General features: G+C 42.3%; 15 protein-coding genes. 4 read left to right on the top strand and 11 right to left on the bottom strand.

All coding sequences use genetic code 11. The features are described from left to right. Window positions 1-112: 112 nt before the first annotated feature. Window positions 113-766, bottom strand: a complete 654-nt coding sequence (locus J2Z69_RS01105) for an RsfA family transcriptional regulator (RefSeq protein ID WP_209858415.1) — start codon at window positions 764-766, stop codon at window positions 113-115. 288 nt (window positions 767-1,054) lie between these two features. On the opposite strand from J2Z69_RS01105, the gene J2Z69_RS01100 reads away from it, so the two are divergent. Beyond that, the gene (locus tag J2Z69_RS01100; protein ID WP_209858413.1) at window positions 1,055-1,291 is read left to right on the top strand and encodes a DUF2626 family protein; all 237 of its coding nucleotides are present in this window, start codon (window positions 1,055-1,057) and stop codon (window positions 1,289-1,291) included. Window positions 1,292-1,441: 150 nt separating this feature from the next. Further along, the gene (locus tag J2Z69_RS01095) at window positions 1,442-2,521 is read left to right on the top strand and encodes a coiled-coil domain-containing protein (protein WP_209858412.1); all 1,080 of its coding nucleotides are present in this window, start codon (window positions 1,442-1,444) and stop codon (window positions 2,519-2,521) included. Window positions 2,522-2,526: 5 nt separating this feature from the next. Here the strand turns inward: J2Z69_RS01095 and J2Z69_RS01090 are convergent, their stop codons facing one another. Together J2Z69_RS01090 and J2Z69_RS01085 are read right to left on the bottom strand one after the other, a co-directional pair. Beyond that, on the bottom strand, window positions 2,527-3,846 hold the full coding sequence (locus tag J2Z69_RS01090; RefSeq protein ID WP_209858411.1) for an extracellular solute-binding protein: 1,320 nt from the start codon (window positions 3,844-3,846) through the stop codon (window positions 2,527-2,529). 163 nt (window positions 3,847-4,009) lie between these two features. Beyond that, window positions 4,010-5,341, bottom strand: coding sequence for a PhoH family protein (locus tag J2Z69_RS01085; RefSeq protein WP_209858410.1), 1,332 nt, complete (start codon window positions 5,339-5,341; stop codon window positions 4,010-4,012). A gap of 118 nt (window positions 5,342-5,459) precedes the next feature. On the opposite strand from J2Z69_RS01085, the gene J2Z69_RS01080 reads away from it, so the two are divergent. After that, entirely contained in the window at window positions 5,460-6,101 is a 642-nt protein-coding gene (locus J2Z69_RS01080; RefSeq protein WP_209858409.1) for a YhcN/YlaJ family sporulation lipoprotein, read from the top strand. Between the two features lie 264 nt (window positions 6,102-6,365). Here J2Z69_RS01080 and J2Z69_RS01075 read toward each other — a convergent pair whose 3' ends face one another. The 5 genes from J2Z69_RS01075 to J2Z69_RS01055 form a co-directional block, all read right to left on the bottom strand. After that, window positions 6,366-7,421: an LCP family protein gene (locus J2Z69_RS01075; protein WP_209858408.1), complete on the bottom strand. Its 1,056-nt coding sequence runs from the start codon at window positions 7,419-7,421 to the stop codon at window positions 6,366-6,368. Window positions 7,422-7,448: 27 nt separating this feature from the next. Continuing rightward, entirely contained in the window at window positions 7,449-7,748 is a 300-nt protein-coding gene (locus J2Z69_RS01070; RefSeq protein ID WP_209858407.1) for a YlaH-like family protein, read from the bottom strand. A gap of 43 nt (window positions 7,749-7,791) precedes the next feature. Then, window positions 7,792-9,633, bottom strand: coding sequence for a translational GTPase TypA (typA, locus tag J2Z69_RS01065; RefSeq protein WP_209858406.1), 1,842 nt, complete (start codon window positions 9,631-9,633; stop codon window positions 7,792-7,794). 162 nt (window positions 9,634-9,795) lie between these two features. Continuing rightward, complete coding sequence (locus J2Z69_RS01060) at window positions 9,796-10,290, bottom strand: LiaF transmembrane domain-containing protein (protein WP_209858404.1); 495 nt, start codon at window positions 10,288-10,290, stop codon at window positions 9,796-9,798. Window positions 10,291-10,431: 141 nt separating this feature from the next. After that, entirely contained in the window at window positions 10,432-11,091 is a 660-nt protein-coding gene (locus J2Z69_RS01055) for a TerC family protein (protein ID WP_209858402.1), read from the bottom strand. Window positions 11,092-11,284: 193 nt separating this feature from the next. On the opposite strand from J2Z69_RS01055, the gene J2Z69_RS01050 reads away from it, so the two are divergent. After that, entirely contained in the window at window positions 11,285-11,977 is a 693-nt protein-coding gene (locus J2Z69_RS01050) for a TerC family protein (RefSeq protein ID WP_209858400.1), read from the top strand. A 69-nt stretch (window positions 11,978-12,046) separates the two neighbouring features. On the opposite strand, the gene thiI is transcribed toward J2Z69_RS01050, so the two are convergent. The 3 genes from thiI to J2Z69_RS01035 form a co-directional block, all read right to left on the bottom strand. Then, the gene (gene thiI, locus J2Z69_RS01045; RefSeq protein ID WP_209860409.1) at window positions 12,047-13,273 is read right to left on the bottom strand and encodes a tRNA uracil 4-sulfurtransferase ThiI; all 1,227 of its coding nucleotides are present in this window, start codon (window positions 13,271-13,273) and stop codon (window positions 12,047-12,049) included. Window positions 13,274-13,276: 3 nt separating this feature from the next. Next, window positions 13,277-14,434: a cysteine desulfurase family protein gene (locus tag J2Z69_RS01040; RefSeq protein WP_209858398.1), complete on the bottom strand. Its 1,158-nt coding sequence runs from the start codon at window positions 14,432-14,434 to the stop codon at window positions 13,277-13,279. 92 nt (window positions 14,435-14,526) lie between these two features. Continuing rightward, complete coding sequence (locus J2Z69_RS01035; RefSeq protein ID WP_209860407.1) at window positions 14,527-15,267, bottom strand: lytic transglycosylase domain-containing protein; 741 nt, start codon at window positions 15,265-15,267, stop codon at window positions 14,527-14,529. Window positions 15,268-15,384: the final 117 nt, after the last annotated feature.

The raw sequence follows: 15,384 nt of genomic DNA, 5'->3' as shown, positions 1-15,384 counted from the left end.
CTTTCACTCCATTTCATACCGTCTCTATAGTAGTTTATAACAAACATTTGATTAAAAAACACAAAAACTCCACCAGCTTGGCGGAGTTTTGTATTCATTCGTAGCGCTAAAGTTATTCAATACGTTCCAAATTCCCATTGGCGTCCATTTTAAACCTTGATTTTTGCTCGTCTTCCTCTTCATTTAAAAACGCTAATCGCCGAGCTCGATCCATAATCTGAATGAGCGCCTTATAATCATCATTAACTACTCTATAATCGGTTTGGACCTCATTGACATGTAAAGATAGTCGTCTGTTCTCGTCACGCAAGATAGATAACTCTTCCTCTTTGTCACGAATCTTCTTTTCCAAAGATCTCACATGTCTACTACTATCCTGATAGCTGTTCTTCCATTGCTTAAGAAACCGAATAACGGCATCGATGGAGATGGTCTCTTCAGATACGCCTTCACTCTTGTAAAAGCTTTCTTCCAAATCTACTGATGCTAAAGAAGCAACGGCTGTTGTTCCCATTAAAGGACTTTGTTTTTTCAAATAATTGCGTTTCTGACGTTGGGCTTTGGCAATCTGAATGGCGGCCTCATATTTTTTGCGAACACAACTATTCCACCGAAATCCACAAGCAGCTGACGTTCTCGAAATTCGATCCCCCACTTCTTCAAAGGCAGTTAGTTGCGTACTGCCCTCTCGAATATGGCGCAATGTAACCTCAGCTAGTATTAAATCATCTTCGGCACTCCATGCATCCTGTCTTACTGCTGTCATGCGATACAAACCCTCCTAACGACATCCTAGTATAACCGTCTTCATAAACCGGCGATTCCCGGCAGGTGAATAAGGTAAAAAACTGCATACTCCATTTCTATGCCTCTCGTAGAGTTCATAGAATCTATTTGATACTAAAATGTATTTCCAAAAATCTAGCTTGTCATACCTCCGAAAATGAATTCATAATTGTTATTAAATATTCACTTTTCGTTTACACACCTGAATAATTTGGTTATAATTAACTTAAAATATGAGGTCGCTTACATACGAGGGGGGGATTACATCATGGCACGCATGTTCCGTGTCCTTGGTTTCTTCACACTAGCTATCGGATTGATGGCTTTTGCCGGGAATTTAACTGAAATGGCTCTGTTATTCTTCATGCAGACCGCCTTTTTCGTCCTTTTCGGCTACCTGAAATTTACGGAGAGAACTTATATCCTCTTATTCTGGGGATACATGATAGTTACTTTTACCGGATTCAGCTATTGGACGGTTTTCAAGATGGGTCTTCCTCTCTAGAAAATCAAAGCGAAACACTATGTACGAAGAAAGGCGATTCGGCTCATGCCGGATCGTCTTTTATTTTTAGCAACAACTATTTCAGCCTATTATACGTAGTATTGACATATATATTTAAAATATTCCCATGGACTGAAGGAGAGGATTATATTGTTTCGCCGTGCATTGATTGGTCTTATGCTCTCTACACTCGTATACGGTGTTATCTTATTTCCTTATCCCGTGTTAGCTGAGCCCTTATCCGCTGAAACCCAGCAAATTCTAGAACAAAGTCTCTCCATCGTAGAGCTAGATCGAGAAATAGGAAAAATATCAGATCAACAAGCTCGATCGGAGACGGAGCTCCAGCAGATCCAACAAGAAATGCTGAGGATCCAGCGCACATTGAATTCAACCCAAGCCATCACGGATCAACGTGTACGTGCTTACTATATGGGGGAGAGAGAAGAGTTAATCGGTACATTATTTACGGCGAATAATTTAAGAGATTTTATTTCAATCTTAGATTATATCGATCTTATTTTTGGACAAGACCAAGAAATTTTGACCCGCCATCAGAGTGCCTATCGCGCATTAAAGAAGGCGCAAAGCAAACAACAACAGAGTTCCTCAGAACTTTTAGAGCTCAAAAATCGCTTAGTTCAACAACGCAACCGCGTTGAAGCTTTGCACAAGAAAGTGGATGCTTCTGTTGAGAATAGTGGAGATCCAGAAAAAATGAGACTATTCATTCAGGAAATGAATGCTTATTGGGAGAACATCGGCCTCTATGAGGTGCGTCGACACTTCAAAGCATTAGCCGCTGCGATGGTAGATTTGCCTGAATTTCTAAAAAATAACGGTCAAAGCATTTCGGCTTCAGGCGGCACGTATACAATTGCCATCAAACAGGAAGATCTCAATCAATTCTTGCGTTCTAAAGATGAAATTTTCAATCAGTTTGCGTTTACTTTTACAGAGGGGAAGATCATAGCTGAAGGAACTCGTGATTCTCTGAATATTAGAGTGGAGGGCCATTATACTGTGGAAAATCAACCTGAGAACTCCATTGTGTTTCACGTTGATCAATTAGTCTTTAATGGGATGGTATTGCCAGATACAACTTGCAGAGAATTGGAAGAAGATTTTGATCTAGGCTTCTATCCCAAAAAAATAATCCCTTTAGTAGAAGCCACCGATGTGACTCTTCAAAAAGGAATACTGCTCATTCATCTAAAATTATCTTTGTAGATCCATTATGGTTTGCTGGGAAATGGCTTTTGAATCCCCTGGGAAAATAGTTCTAACGTGGCCATCATTTCTTTGAGCGTAGTCTGCCTTTCTAGGAATGGTGAGACAAGCCCACTTAACTGCTCCAACCATGAATGTACATTTTCATGAACCGGCAGATAGGCCGTCTTGGTCACAATTTGAAAGTTAGCGCCCCATTCTCTTAAGTTAGCTACATCTGCGTTCGTATATAGCGTTTTTAGTGTAGGTAAGCGTCCTTCTTCTGTAAAAGCCTGTAGTTGTATGGATGGACTAGTTATCGCTGTAATCCAGTTATTCGCTGTCTTAGCGTAAGGGGTCTGTGCCGCAACCGAATAGCTGCGTCCTTCAAACCATAACAGATGTCCTCCTTCCGGAAGTTCTATGATCAGTTCTCTAGATGGATTAGAAATGATCGTTGATCTTGGCACTATAGCAAATAGCATCTCTCGCTGAGCTAATTTAGCTAGAAGCTGACTTTCCCGATCTTCGTCCCCTAATGATTTATTGTAGAATTTCATATCTTGTATTTGCACCAAAGCTTGTCTTGCTTCAGCAGACAGGGCAAACATATCTGTGTCCTTATTCGCATTCATATTCCCTAGTCTCCAGAAGAGAGAAATGAAAGCGTAAGGATCAGCGGGATCCATCCCTAACATATACGGTACAGTCTTGTTTGTTTTAAGTTTCGAAAGTAACGCAGACCATTCCATTGTATTATGAGGCATCGTCTTCAAGCCTAAAGAATCGAGAACCTTGGAATTATAGACTAGCGTATAGGGGTTCAAATCTTTGGGAATTCCCCACGTGTAACCATTCCATTCGTTCTGCCCTAGCGTGGAACCGATGGCATCCATGCCTACCTGCCCTGAATAATAACTTTCAGATGGTAAAAGAAATCCTTTCGATGCGAACTCTCGAATCCAGCTATTATCTAGCAACAAAACATCAGGCGAATCTCCCAATGCTAGGCGATTCTTAAAAGTTGTATAAGCTTGTTCTACTGGAATATTCATTAGGTCAACTTGTATGTGATGTTCTTTCATGAATGTATTATTCGTCTCTTTCAATCGTTCAAACTCTTCAGGAGAGAGAGATACAGCTACTTTTATTGGACCTGTCTCTTCTTCCATTTTTTGCTTCGGCTGTGACACAAAACTAGTATCCCCTTGATCCTCTGGCTGTATTAGTGCTGAATCCTCTCCCGGGGATAAGCTTATTAAGGCCAATAGCAGAATAGCAAAAAGGACCCACTGGTTTTTTCGCTTCACAGCCGCTCTTCCTCTCGTGCCTAGTTCTACACTCACCTAGTATTGTAGCAAATAATCTGTGTCCTTGTCCCTATTTACTTAAAAAATGGTAGGATCTACATCCACTGTATTATAACAGTAGCAAGAACTTATTTTAAATAAAAGACCGTTACCTCTCGGATTGAAATTTCCCGAAAGTAACGATCTTTTGAAATAAACTTTATAGCAGATCTGCCGCAATTTGCGCCAGTTTGGATCGCTCTCCCTTTTCCAGCGTAATATGTCCGCTTATGCCTTCTTTTTGAAATCTTTCAACCAGGTAAGTTAACCCATTGCTGGAAGAATCGAGATAGGGATGATCAATTTGTTCAGGATCGCCCATCAGTATAATTTTGCTTCCTTCTCCTACTCTTGACACGATCGTCTTCACTTCATGACTGGATAGATTTTGAGCTTCGTCGATAATAATGAACTGACCTGGGATAGATCGGCCCCGAATATAAGTCAGTGCTTCAACCTGAATGCTACCGAGCCCCATCAATATTTTATCAATATCGCCTGACTTCTTAGTATCAAATAAATACTCTAAGTTATCATAAATAGGCTGCATCCATGGACGAAGTTTCTCTTCTTTCTCGCCTGGAAGGTAGCCAATATCTTTCCCCATTGGAACGACAGGCCTTGCAATAAGCAGCTTCTTATACTTGTGTTCATCCTCGGTTTTGAGTAGGCCTGCCGCTAAAGCTAATAATGTCTTCCCCGTACCCGCTTTACCTGTAATGGTTACCAAAGGAATATCATCATTTAACAATAGTTCTAGGGCCATCCTTTGCTGTGCATTTCGAGCTGCAATGCCCCATACGGGTTCATTGCTCATATAAAGCGGCTCTAGCCGCGAAGCTTCTTCGTTAACCTTCAGAAGAGCAGATTTCCCGCTTCCCATCTCATCCTTTAAAATAACAAATTCATGCGGATACAGGGTATAGGGAAGGGATAGCGGTTTGATGGCGAGCGTGCGATAAGTATAAAATTCATCGATGACTGAAGGATGTACTTTTATATTGGAATAGCCTGCATATAAGTCTCCGGGTCCCGCAGTACGATCCGTTAAATAGTCCTGTGTTGTCAAGCCAACCACATCAGCTTTAATACGAACCAGCACATCTTTACTGACAAGCACAACAGCTCTTGGATTGCTTTGTTGCTGCTCCTCTATATGATAATTCAGTGCAACAGCTAAAATCCGATTATCATTTGTAATTTCGCCAAACATCTCTTGTACTTTTACAAAGCTACGATGATTGAGTTCCACTTTCAGACTACCACCATGATCAAGCTGAACTCCACTATGAAGATGTCCTTTCTCTCTGAGTCCATCGAGTAATCGTGACACCACTCTTGCATTGCGTCCAATCTCTTCAGGATTTCGCTTCTTAGAATCCATCTCTTCTAAGACTACTGCAGGGATGACTACCTCATGTTCTTCAAAAGCAAAAATCGCATTGGGGTCATGCAGCAACACGTTCGTGTCTAGTACAAATATTTTTCTCATCGATTTCCCCTCCACCGCGCTCTTTGCAGCCGAATGATCACATACATATTTTTCTCCTGCCCGGGCAAGTCTAAACGATATTAAGGCACATCAGAGAACTTAGAAAGGACGAAACCTTATGCGAACTTGGCTGTGTTTTCTATTAACGGCATTACTGCTTACAGGCTGCGGTTCAGCAGCCAAACAGGCATCACCCTCTCCACAGAGTCAACAGAACTACAATGCCCGTATGAGCAGTGAACAATCGGGAGGAACGGGTCAGACGTTGCAAGGATCATCTCAAACCCAACAAGTTCCCCTCCAGACTCATTTAGAGACTCTAGTTAAACAGGTACCCGGTGTAAACAATGCACATTGTGTAGTGTTTGGAAAAACAGCTGTAGTAGGATTAGACGTGGATGCTAACCTTGACCGTTCCCGTGTGGGAACCATTAAATATTCGGTAGCAGAAGCGCTCAGAAAAGATCCTCGTGGGGTAAATGCCATTGTTACAGCAGATATAGGACTTTCGACGCGTCTGTCTGAAATCGGAAAAAGTATTCGAGAGGGGCACCCGATCTCTGGATTTGGCAACGAACTTTCGGATATTGTTGGAAGAATTATTCCACAGCTCCCTAGAGATGTGAATCCAGTAGAGCGACCTGCCCAAAACACTAAAAGCGAAAATACGAAACAGCTCAAACAGCAGCAACAAACTCATGAAAAGAGCAACAAACTACCAAGCAACATGGATGATTCTGCAAACAATGGACACCGTTAGACCAGAATAAAACACAGAAAGCCTAGTGAGATGATCTCACTAGGCTTTCTGCTTGTGTTCATGTTAAGCCCTTGTCCATAAGACATAAGGGTAATGGATATTTGTACATGGGGAATGAAACAGAGAATCAACCTCCATGCATGACCAGATCTAAATCTCGTTAGGTTGGACAATTGAGCAATGACATCTGGCATCTGGTCAGTCCTCCAGTACAAGTGGAATGGATCTATATATTTATATTATAGCATGACTCAAAACTTGCCATCAATTGTTGGCAGCTGTGGCACCTTTGCCAGACAATTCATCTTGCAATGCTTGCTTCGCTTTGGTTAGTTCATCATCATTAATATATACATATGGACTCTTCCATTCCCCTGTGACTGGCATGAACTGTACATTTTCTTTGGAAATATTCCAGTAGGTACTAATCATATTCTTCATTTGTTCGGATTCCAGATCGGTATCCATATTTTTACCAACAGCTTGAATGACTCCGGTCGCTCCCATGATTCCATTGAAGGATTTTGCCTGATCTAACAAGGCATGTAGCACTTCATTTTGTCTACGGTTACGATCAAAATCATCTGAACCTTTGGTTTTTGGATGACAGTTGGATTTACGGTAGCGTACATAATCTAGGGCTTCTTTCCCCGGAAGAAGCTGCGCTCCCTTTTTCAGATTAATATCTGTTCCATCTGCTGTGTCCCGATAACACATGTCCATATCCACATTAACATTTACACCATTTAATGCGTCTACCACGTCCCGGAAACCCTGGAAATTCAGCACTGTAGCATAATCAATCTTCAGATCAAAGTAATCGCCAATAAGCTGCTTCATCGTATCCCCAGCTTTCACAGTGTCCTTCGTCTCAGCTAATATACTCGGATATAACGAGTTAATCTTATTTGTCCCGTACCCTTTAGCTTTGAACCTAGTATCCCGTGGAAGTGATACAATTGTTGCCGATTTTGTCTTTGGATTGAATGCAATGACCATCATTACATCGGTAAGGTGAGTTCCTGTCTCAGGCCGGTAATCTGTGCCTAATAAGAGCATAGACAACGGTTTGACTTGAGCGGAATTTTCTTGAGGAACCGGTTTGGAGATACCCGTCTCCTTAATTACCTTATCTGCTGTAAGCCATAAATTTGCAAAGTAAAGACCTAACGCAAGTCCAGCAATCACTAAAATGATTATAAATAATTTCAGAAAACGCTTGCCGCTGCTAGGCTTTTTCTTCTTCCCTGGAGAACGGCCTGAAGATCTCTGTAGGCCGCTCTCTCTAGGAGGAAGATTACCGCTGGATTTAGAACTCATGAATCGAACACCTTTTTCTGTGACAGTCTATCCCTGATTAACAGGTGGAACTTCACGTTTCTTCTTCTGACGGGCCTCCACAAAGTAACGGATTCGCACCATCAGCATAAGCCCTACAGCTACAAGTAAACACTGTATAATCGGAAGCTTATCAATTTGGAAGATCAATAGCAGGAACGAGCCCATCGCCATCAATACGTATAAAATCAATTCTTTCCATAGTGGTAACTTTTGCTGAGCCCGGAACACTTTGTTGTACACATAAGTCACGAGTACAAAAATGAAAATATAAGCAATCCAAGGATGATGTGCGAACCAGTTCTGCATGAACGTCCCCCCTTAAGTTCCATATACTCAAATACAGACTGGATTAGATGCTAGCTTCTGCATTTTTGCGGTGTTTCTCCGCACGTTCACGCTCACTCTTATTCAAGATTTTCTTACGAATACGCACGGATTTAGGTGTGATTTCACAATACTCATCATCATTCAAATATTCAAGTGCCTGTTCCAAAGAGTGGAGACGAGGTGTCTTCATCTTAACAGTCTCTTCTTTATTAGCAGAACGGATGTTATTTACTGCTTTTTCTTTACAAATGTTAACGACAATGTCGTTATCACGTGTGTGTTCGCCGACAATCATACCTTCGTAGATATCAGCACCAGGCTCTAGGAAAAGAATGCCACGGTCTTCAATGGAAAGAATGCCGTAAAGTGTAGATGATCCATTTTCACTAGATACGAGCACGCCTTCATGACGTCCACCCACTTGACCTACGTGCAATGGGCCATAGCTATCGAAAGCATGGTTCATAATGCCGTAACCACGTGTTAGTGTCAAGAAGTGAGTACGGTAACCAATTAGGCCACGTGCAGGAATTAAGAACTCAAGACGGACTTGACCACTGCCTGTATTGATCATGTTGACCATTTCAGCCTTACGTGAACCCAAGCTTTCCATAACTGCGCCCATGCTTTCTTCGGGTACGTCAATCATTAGACGCTCAATTGGCTCCATACGATGTCCGTCAATTTCACGAACGATAACTTCAGGTTTGGATACTTGAAGCTCAAAACCTTCACGGCGCATATTCTCAATCAAGATACCCAAGTGAAGCTCACCACGTCCAGATACGATAAATGCATCCGGGCTAGCAGTTTCTTCTACACGCAAACTTACATCGGTCTCAAGCTCTTTGAACAGACGCTCACGAATTTTACGGGATGTTACCCATTTACCTTCACGACCTGCAAATGGACTATTGTTCACGAGGAACGTCATTTGTAGAGTTGGCTCATCAATCTTAAGAACCGGCAATGCTTCTGGGTTCGTTGGATCTGCAATAGTCTCACCGATATTAATATCTTTGATTCCTGCAATCGCAACGATATCCCCTGCACCCGCTTGTTCAATCTCAACACGGCGTAGACCTTGGAAGCCAAATAACTTCTCAATACGAGCAGCCTTTTTACCACCTTCACGAGTCATGACCGCAACGGGTTGTCCTTGTTTGATTACACCACGGTTCACACGACCAATAGCGATACGTCCCAAGTACTCATTGTAGTCCATAAGTGTTACTAAGAATTGAAGCGGCTCTTCTACATTTTCAGTAGGAGCTGGAATATGATCTATAATAGTCTCATACATAGCAAGCATGTTATCATCTTGTTTCTCAGCAACATGACTGGATGTACCATTCAAAGCAGAAGCATAGACTACAGGGAATTCAAGCTGCTCATCATTCGCACCTAATTCGATGAACAAATCAAGTACTTCATCAATAACCTCAGCCGGGCGTGCCGCTGGACGGTCAATTTTGTTCAATACTACGATTGGAGTCAGGTTAGACTCAAGCGCTTTACGAAGTACGAACTTCGTCTGTGGCATACAACCTTCATAAGCATCCACCACAAGCAATACACCATCGACCATTTTCATGATCCGTTCTACTTCACCACCGAAATCGGCGTGACCAGGTGTATCTACGATATTAATTAAATAGTCTTTGTACGTAATGGCAGTGTTCTTCGCCAGAATCGTAATGCCGCGTTCACGCTCCAAATCATTGGAATCCATGGCGCGCTCCTGTACAGCTTCGTGGTCACGGAAAATACCGGATTGTTGAAGCAGCTTGTCTACCAGGGTGGTTTTGCCGTGGTCAACGTGGGCAATGATTGCGATGTTACGAATTTGATCTCTAGAATGCATGGTTATGTTCCATATCCCTTCTGGTTCTATTTCTTTTCTCTACTTCAATGAAGCAGGAATGATGTTCATCAAAAGAAGCGCCGGATCTCTATACAGGCCGACGCTTGACATATCCATTATATTATACGCTAAATTAAAGAAAATTCAAGAACTTCCATTGTTTCACCAACCACGTGAACTTCTTCCCCGGGCCAAGATGATCCAGATTCCTCCAATCATAAGCATAATAGCAAGCAGAGTAATCAAAGAAACCGACGTTAATGTAAAGAATAACAGTACAATTGTTACTAACATAAGGATGAGTGCGATTAGTAAAATACCCTGTGGTCTAGGTGAACCGAGCGCATCATATTCGAACAATCCTACCGCAATACCTAAGATGAATAAAGGCCAAATATAGCTAAAGACATCACTGCCCGCGAAGTTCCCGATGAAAAATAAAATACCGTATACACTTAATATCCCGGCGGGGACAAGCCATATCGCAGCTTCTCTTTTTCTGAAATAATACAGATGCAGGAGAATGCCTGGAATAAGAAAGACAAGAGGCCAAAATGCACGCCCAATGAAACTAAAGACTCCCCATTTTCCAAGTAGAATGACAATGCCCGCTACGAGAATGAATATGCCAGTGACCAGCCTATTATTTTGCGACATTCTTACCACTCACCTTCCGCCAAAGAGATAACTTTCAAGAATATTATACCAAAAACGACAGCATCTAACCTTAACATGATGTAAAAATTAGCAAAAAACTGCAAACAAAAAATCGGCTTGCGCCGATTTCTAATCTAACTTTTATGAATATATCTCATTTCGTTTTTTGAGCATCCCTATTAACATAATTAATCCTGCAAAAATCCAGGGTAACCAAATCGCCCAACCTTGAATGCAGTCTTGTATAAATGGACCCAGCTTCGGATCATGAAGCATCATTTTCCCTGCGGTCAAACCTAGAATTCCTGCTCCCGCATAGACAAGAAAAGGAAAACGCTGAAGCCAATTTGCAATTATATTACTTCCCCAGACCACAATGGGAATACTAAGCACAATACCGATTACCAAAATGGCTACATCTCCGTTGGCTAGAGCAGCAATAGCAAGAACGTTATCCAAGCTCATAATAAAATCGGCTGCTAGAATAGTCTGTACGGCTTTCCATAAAGTCGAAGCCCCTTGAACCTTCGACTCTGCACTATGCTCTAATAATAATTTAAAAGCAATAATTAAAAGCAAAATGCCCCCTGCCGCTTGAATATAAGGAACCTTCAAAAGAACAACAGCAATCCAAGTTAAAATTAGCCTTAGGATCACAGCGCCCATAGCACCTAGCCATACCGCTTTTTTTCGTTGATGAACCGGCAAATTTTTACTGGCCATGGCAATGACAACTGCATTATCTCCACTGAGTACCAGATTGACCATCAGAATTTCACCTAAAAGCACTAAGGTATCCACGTACATCCCTCCCTCTTCCTATTTATGTAGAAAAGGGTCTGGCTATAACCTCTTGTCCAAAAATCAATTCAAAATAGGTTTGAAAAGTGCGATTTATGCTTAAGGATATCCTGACGATTGCAAAAATGAATTAACTAGATATGAATCATTTTCGTTACTCGTACGTATATACCTCTCGAAGGAAGTGACAGACGTGGAATTGTTCAGTGGTGCTTTTTTTCTAGCCCTTCTAAATATCGTTTTTATTGATTTGATTTTGGCAGGTGATAACGCAATTGTCATTGGAATGGCAGCGAAAAAACTTCCTCAGACTGTGCAAAAGAAAGCAATTTTGTACGGAACCGCAGGAGCTGTGGTGCTTCGAATTGCCGCTACCTTAGTTGTAGTCTGGCTTCTCAATATTCCTTGGCTTCTCGCAGCAGGGGGGACTTTGCTGATCTACATCGCATATAAAGTACTTACCGATGAAGGCGATCATAGTTCCGTAGAAGCGAAAAGCTCCCTCTGGCCTGCTGTACGGACTATCGTAATTGCAGATGCAGCTATGGGGCTAGACAATGTAATTGCGGTAGCTGGTGCTTCTAATCAGCACACGTTACTTGTAATATTAGGGCTGTTCATCAGTGTTCCCATTGTGATTTGGGGAAGTACTTTATTCATCAAGCTGCTTAATCAATTCCCATGGATCGCTTATGTGGGTGCAGCTGTGCTGGCTTATACTGCGGCTCATATGATCACTACCGAACCTAGACTTGATAGCCTTTTTGAAGACAAGCCCATCGTTGTATCCATCTTTATTATTATCGTAGTAGCTGCGGTCATTTTACTTGGACATCGTAAAAAAAGATTGAATGCACAAGGCGTGCATAAACCGGCAACGCATTAGCATTAATGTAAGAAAAGACCGTTCTCCTCAGAGAACGGTCTTTTCTTACATTAATTAAGGAATACTGGATTAAAACCATTGTTCTTGTTCAACTTCTTGATCAAACGTAAGCTTGTCTCCTGCCTGGATTACGATCGTCCGCGTGCCCTCAACGGCAGCTTTTATATGATCATCTAATCCAGGAAGAACAGATTCAATCTTATTTATAATACGTAAATTAGGATTGGTAGATGGTGATTTCGGTATAAATAAACTGCAACAATCCTCGTAGGGTAGTATAGAGAGATCGAACGTACCAATTTGCTTGGATAATTCAATAATCTCGGCTTTGTCCATCATGACGAGAGGACGAAGAAGGGGTAAATCCGTTGCTCTTCCAATAACATTCATGCTCGGCAGAGTCTGGCTAGCTACTTGGCCAAGACTATCTCCCGTAACTAGTGCTAATGCACTTTCTTGCTCGGCAATATTTGAAGCTATACGCAGCATCGCTCTACGCATCAAGGTAATCATCAGGTTGTCTTGCTTGGCCTGTGTGAACAAGGTTTGTACCTCTGTAAAAGGGACTAGATGTAGTCGAATGCTCCCAGCATAACTAGCTAAGACATGCGCAAGACGGATGACTTTCTCTTCCGCCTTTTTACTAGTGAAGGGGTAACTATGAAAATGTACACATTCAACCTCTAACCCTCTACGCATAGCCGACCATCCTGCAACAGGGCTATCAATCCCTCCCGACAATAAAAGTACTGCTTTTCCATTTGTGCCTAGCGGATAGCCGCCAGCCCCAGGTAAAACCTCACTGAAAATGTAGGTCTGATCCTCCCGAACCTCTACACGTAGTTCAAAATCGGGGTGATGTACGTCCACTTTCAAATGAATTTGATCATGAAGGAGTGGGCCACTCACTAACCGATTCATCTCGTGAGAAGAATGTTCAAACCCCTTCCACACTCGTCTCGCATTGACTTTAAATAAAGTAGGTGCCTGCAGATTATACTCGCTTAGATACTGTCTGGCGGCTGCAATAATGGCAGAAAGCTCCGAAGGTACTGCGATAACCGGAGACACAGATTCAATGCCAAATACTTTTTGTAATTCAGGAACCATGCGCTCGGCAGACTCCCCGTGTAGTTCAATATAAAAGCGTCCAAATTCCTTACGTATAACCGCCTTAGGAAAAGCACTAAGCAGAGATTGAATGTGCATATAAGCTGCTTTTTCAAAACGTTTTCGATTCTTCCCTTTAATTGCAATCTCTCCAAAACGAAGAAGAATTAAATCATATGTTCTTATCACCTATCGTTGTCCACCTTTCCAATGACGCAACCTTGCTACAATAGAGCGTATCGCCTCCATTAACAACCCGACTTCATAATCTGTATGTTCATTTCCAAGACTTATTCGAATGCCACTCGTAGCCGCCGCTGAAGTACGTCCCATAGCTAATAATACCCCGCTAGGCTCGGATTTTTTGGAGGAACAAGCGGATCTTGTGGATACCATGAAGCCTGCCTCCTCCAGCATATGGAGCAGCACTTCTCCCTTCATGCCTGGATAGGAGAAATTGATAATATGCGGAGCCGTTAGCTCGCGTGGTGTATTAATAACCAGCTCAGGAATAAGCTCAAGCTGATCCATAATAGATTCTTTAAGGTGGCTCATTCGTTCCGCAACGGTAATTCTACCTTCTACAGCCATCCGCATGGACTTCGCCATCCCCACAATTTGCGGAACATTCTCGGTTCCTGCGCGGAACCCATGTTCCTGACTTCCTCCAGAAAGAAGAGGCGTAAGCTGTACCCCTTCTCTTACAAATAACAGACCCGTTCCTTTAGGCCCGTAAATTTTATGAGCTGACAGACTATATAGATCGATACCGCTACCCTTGATATTGAGCGGCACTTTTCCAAAACCCTGTACGCCGTCCACGTGAAACAGAACACGAGGATATTTCGTCTTCAGTTGTAATCCTATATCTTGAATAGGCATAATCGTGCCTACTTCATTGTTCACATGCATCACAGATACAATCGTGGTATCGGGTCTAATCGCATCAAGCACTTGCTTGGGGGTAATTCTTCCCTCTTGGTCTACAGGTAGAATTGTAATTTCATATCCCCAGGCTTCCAACTGCTTCACAGATTCATACACAGAAGCATGCTCTATCGCTGTCGTCACAATGTGCCTACCCCGTTTGCTATATTGCAGCGCGGCCCCTTTTATCGCCAAATTATTGCTTTCCGTTGCTCCCGAAGTAAATAGAATCGTACGAGGTGGAACATCCAGCGCTTCCGCGCACACTTCCCGCGCTTTTCTCAAGAGTTGCACACTTGCCTCTCCCAATTGGTGAAGTGAGGACGGATTGCCATAATGCTGCATCATAATCTCAGCTATGGTTCGTGTAACGTCTGGATGAGGCGGGGTAGTAGCTGCTTGATCAAAGTAATAGTTCATATTCATTCCCCCTCCCTTTATTGTAACAGATTTAGCTTAGGCTTCTAAACCCACAAAAAAAGGCGTTCCGTCACCGGATCGCCTTAAGCACCTTATACCTCGTATTTGGCCTGTGCTCGCGCAATTTTCGTAATATACTTCTGGGTTTCTTTTGGTAACAAACTCAATTTATCTAACAACTGTTGATCGTTGGTAATTCCAAGTTTTTGGAGTGTACCCGGACCTGCATTATAGGCAGCCATAGCTGTACTGATGTTCCCGTTATATCGTTTGAGCTGATAGGCAATGTATTTGGTGCCCCCATCAATATTTTGAGCAGGATCAAATGAATTACTAACGCCTAACCCCTGAGCTGTTCCGTCCATGAGCTGCATGAGTCCTTTAGCTCCAGCGGATGATAGAGAATTAGGATCAAATGAAGATTCTGTATCAATCACTGCCTTAATCAGAGACTCCGGTACACCGTACGTTGTACTTGCTTGCTTAATATAATTATCGTAAGCAGTTGCTGAAACTGCATGGTTATTAGTTGTATTAGTTATATGTGGATTAGAGCTGGATTCAGAAATTGCTGAGGCTGCATTTACTTTTGCTTGTAATAGCTGCCACAATTGGCCGTTAATTGTCACCGAGGCTAGGTCAGTTGATTCTGACTCAAGGGTACTAGTTGCATCCGTACTTGTTGAATTTACCATCTGCTGAAGAATCTGATTAAATGATGAGTCCTCACTGCTACTGGTTGAAGCGCTTTGAAGGGCTGTCCCCTGCAAATCTATACTGTTCATCATTTGAAGCTGAATGAGCTGCTTTGCAGTGCGGGGATCAATCTGTATAGTCATCCTTCTTTCCTCCATCTATATTACTTATGTACTGGTTCTTATTGTACACGCCTCCATTCAAGTTCACCAGTATTATTGGAAAAGCTATCAAAAAACAGGCCCTTCTACCTA

This window comes from Paenibacillus shirakamiensis, from assembly GCF_017874255.1.
In the GTDB taxonomy this organism is placed as follows: Bacteria; Bacillota; Bacilli; order Paenibacillales; family Paenibacillaceae; genus Fontibacillus; species Fontibacillus shirakamiensis.
The sequence above is the reverse complement of the archived record's forward strand: the minus strand, read 5'-3'. Positions and strand labels throughout refer to the sequence as shown.

Bases quoted from the DNA above. Each gene is read 5' to 3' on its own strand.
- J2Z69_RS01060 (WP_209858404.1), bottom strand. From the start codon at position 10,290: ATGTCGCAAAATAATAGGCTGGTCACTGGCATATTCATTCTCGTAGCG.
- J2Z69_RS01070 (WP_209858407.1), bottom strand. From the start codon at position 7,748: ATGCAGAACTGGTTCGCACATCATCCTTGGATTGCTTATATTTTCATT.
- J2Z69_RS01040 (WP_209858398.1), bottom strand. From the start codon at position 14,434: ATGAACTATTACTTTGATCAAGCAGCTACTACCCCGCCTCATCCAGAC.
- J2Z69_RS01085 (WP_209858410.1), bottom strand. From the start codon at position 5,341: ATGAGAAAAATATTTGTACTAGACACGAACGTGTTGCTGCATGACCCC.
- J2Z69_RS01100 (WP_209858413.1), top strand. From the start codon at position 1,055: ATGGCACGCATGTTCCGTGTCCTTGGTTTCTTCACACTAGCTATCGGA.
- J2Z69_RS01075 (WP_209858408.1), bottom strand. From the start codon at position 7,421: ATGAGTTCTAAATCCAGCGGTAATCTTCCTCCTAGAGAGAGCGGCCTA.
- J2Z69_RS01105 (WP_209858415.1), bottom strand. From the start codon at position 766: ATGACAGCAGTAAGACAGGATGCATGGAGTGCCGAAGATGATTTAATA.
- typA (WP_209858406.1), bottom strand. From the start codon at position 9,633: ATGCATTCTAGAGATCAAATTCGTAACATCGCAATCATTGCCCACGTT.
- J2Z69_RS01080 (WP_209858409.1), top strand. From the start codon at position 5,460: ATGCGAACTTGGCTGTGTTTTCTATTAACGGCATTACTGCTTACAGGC.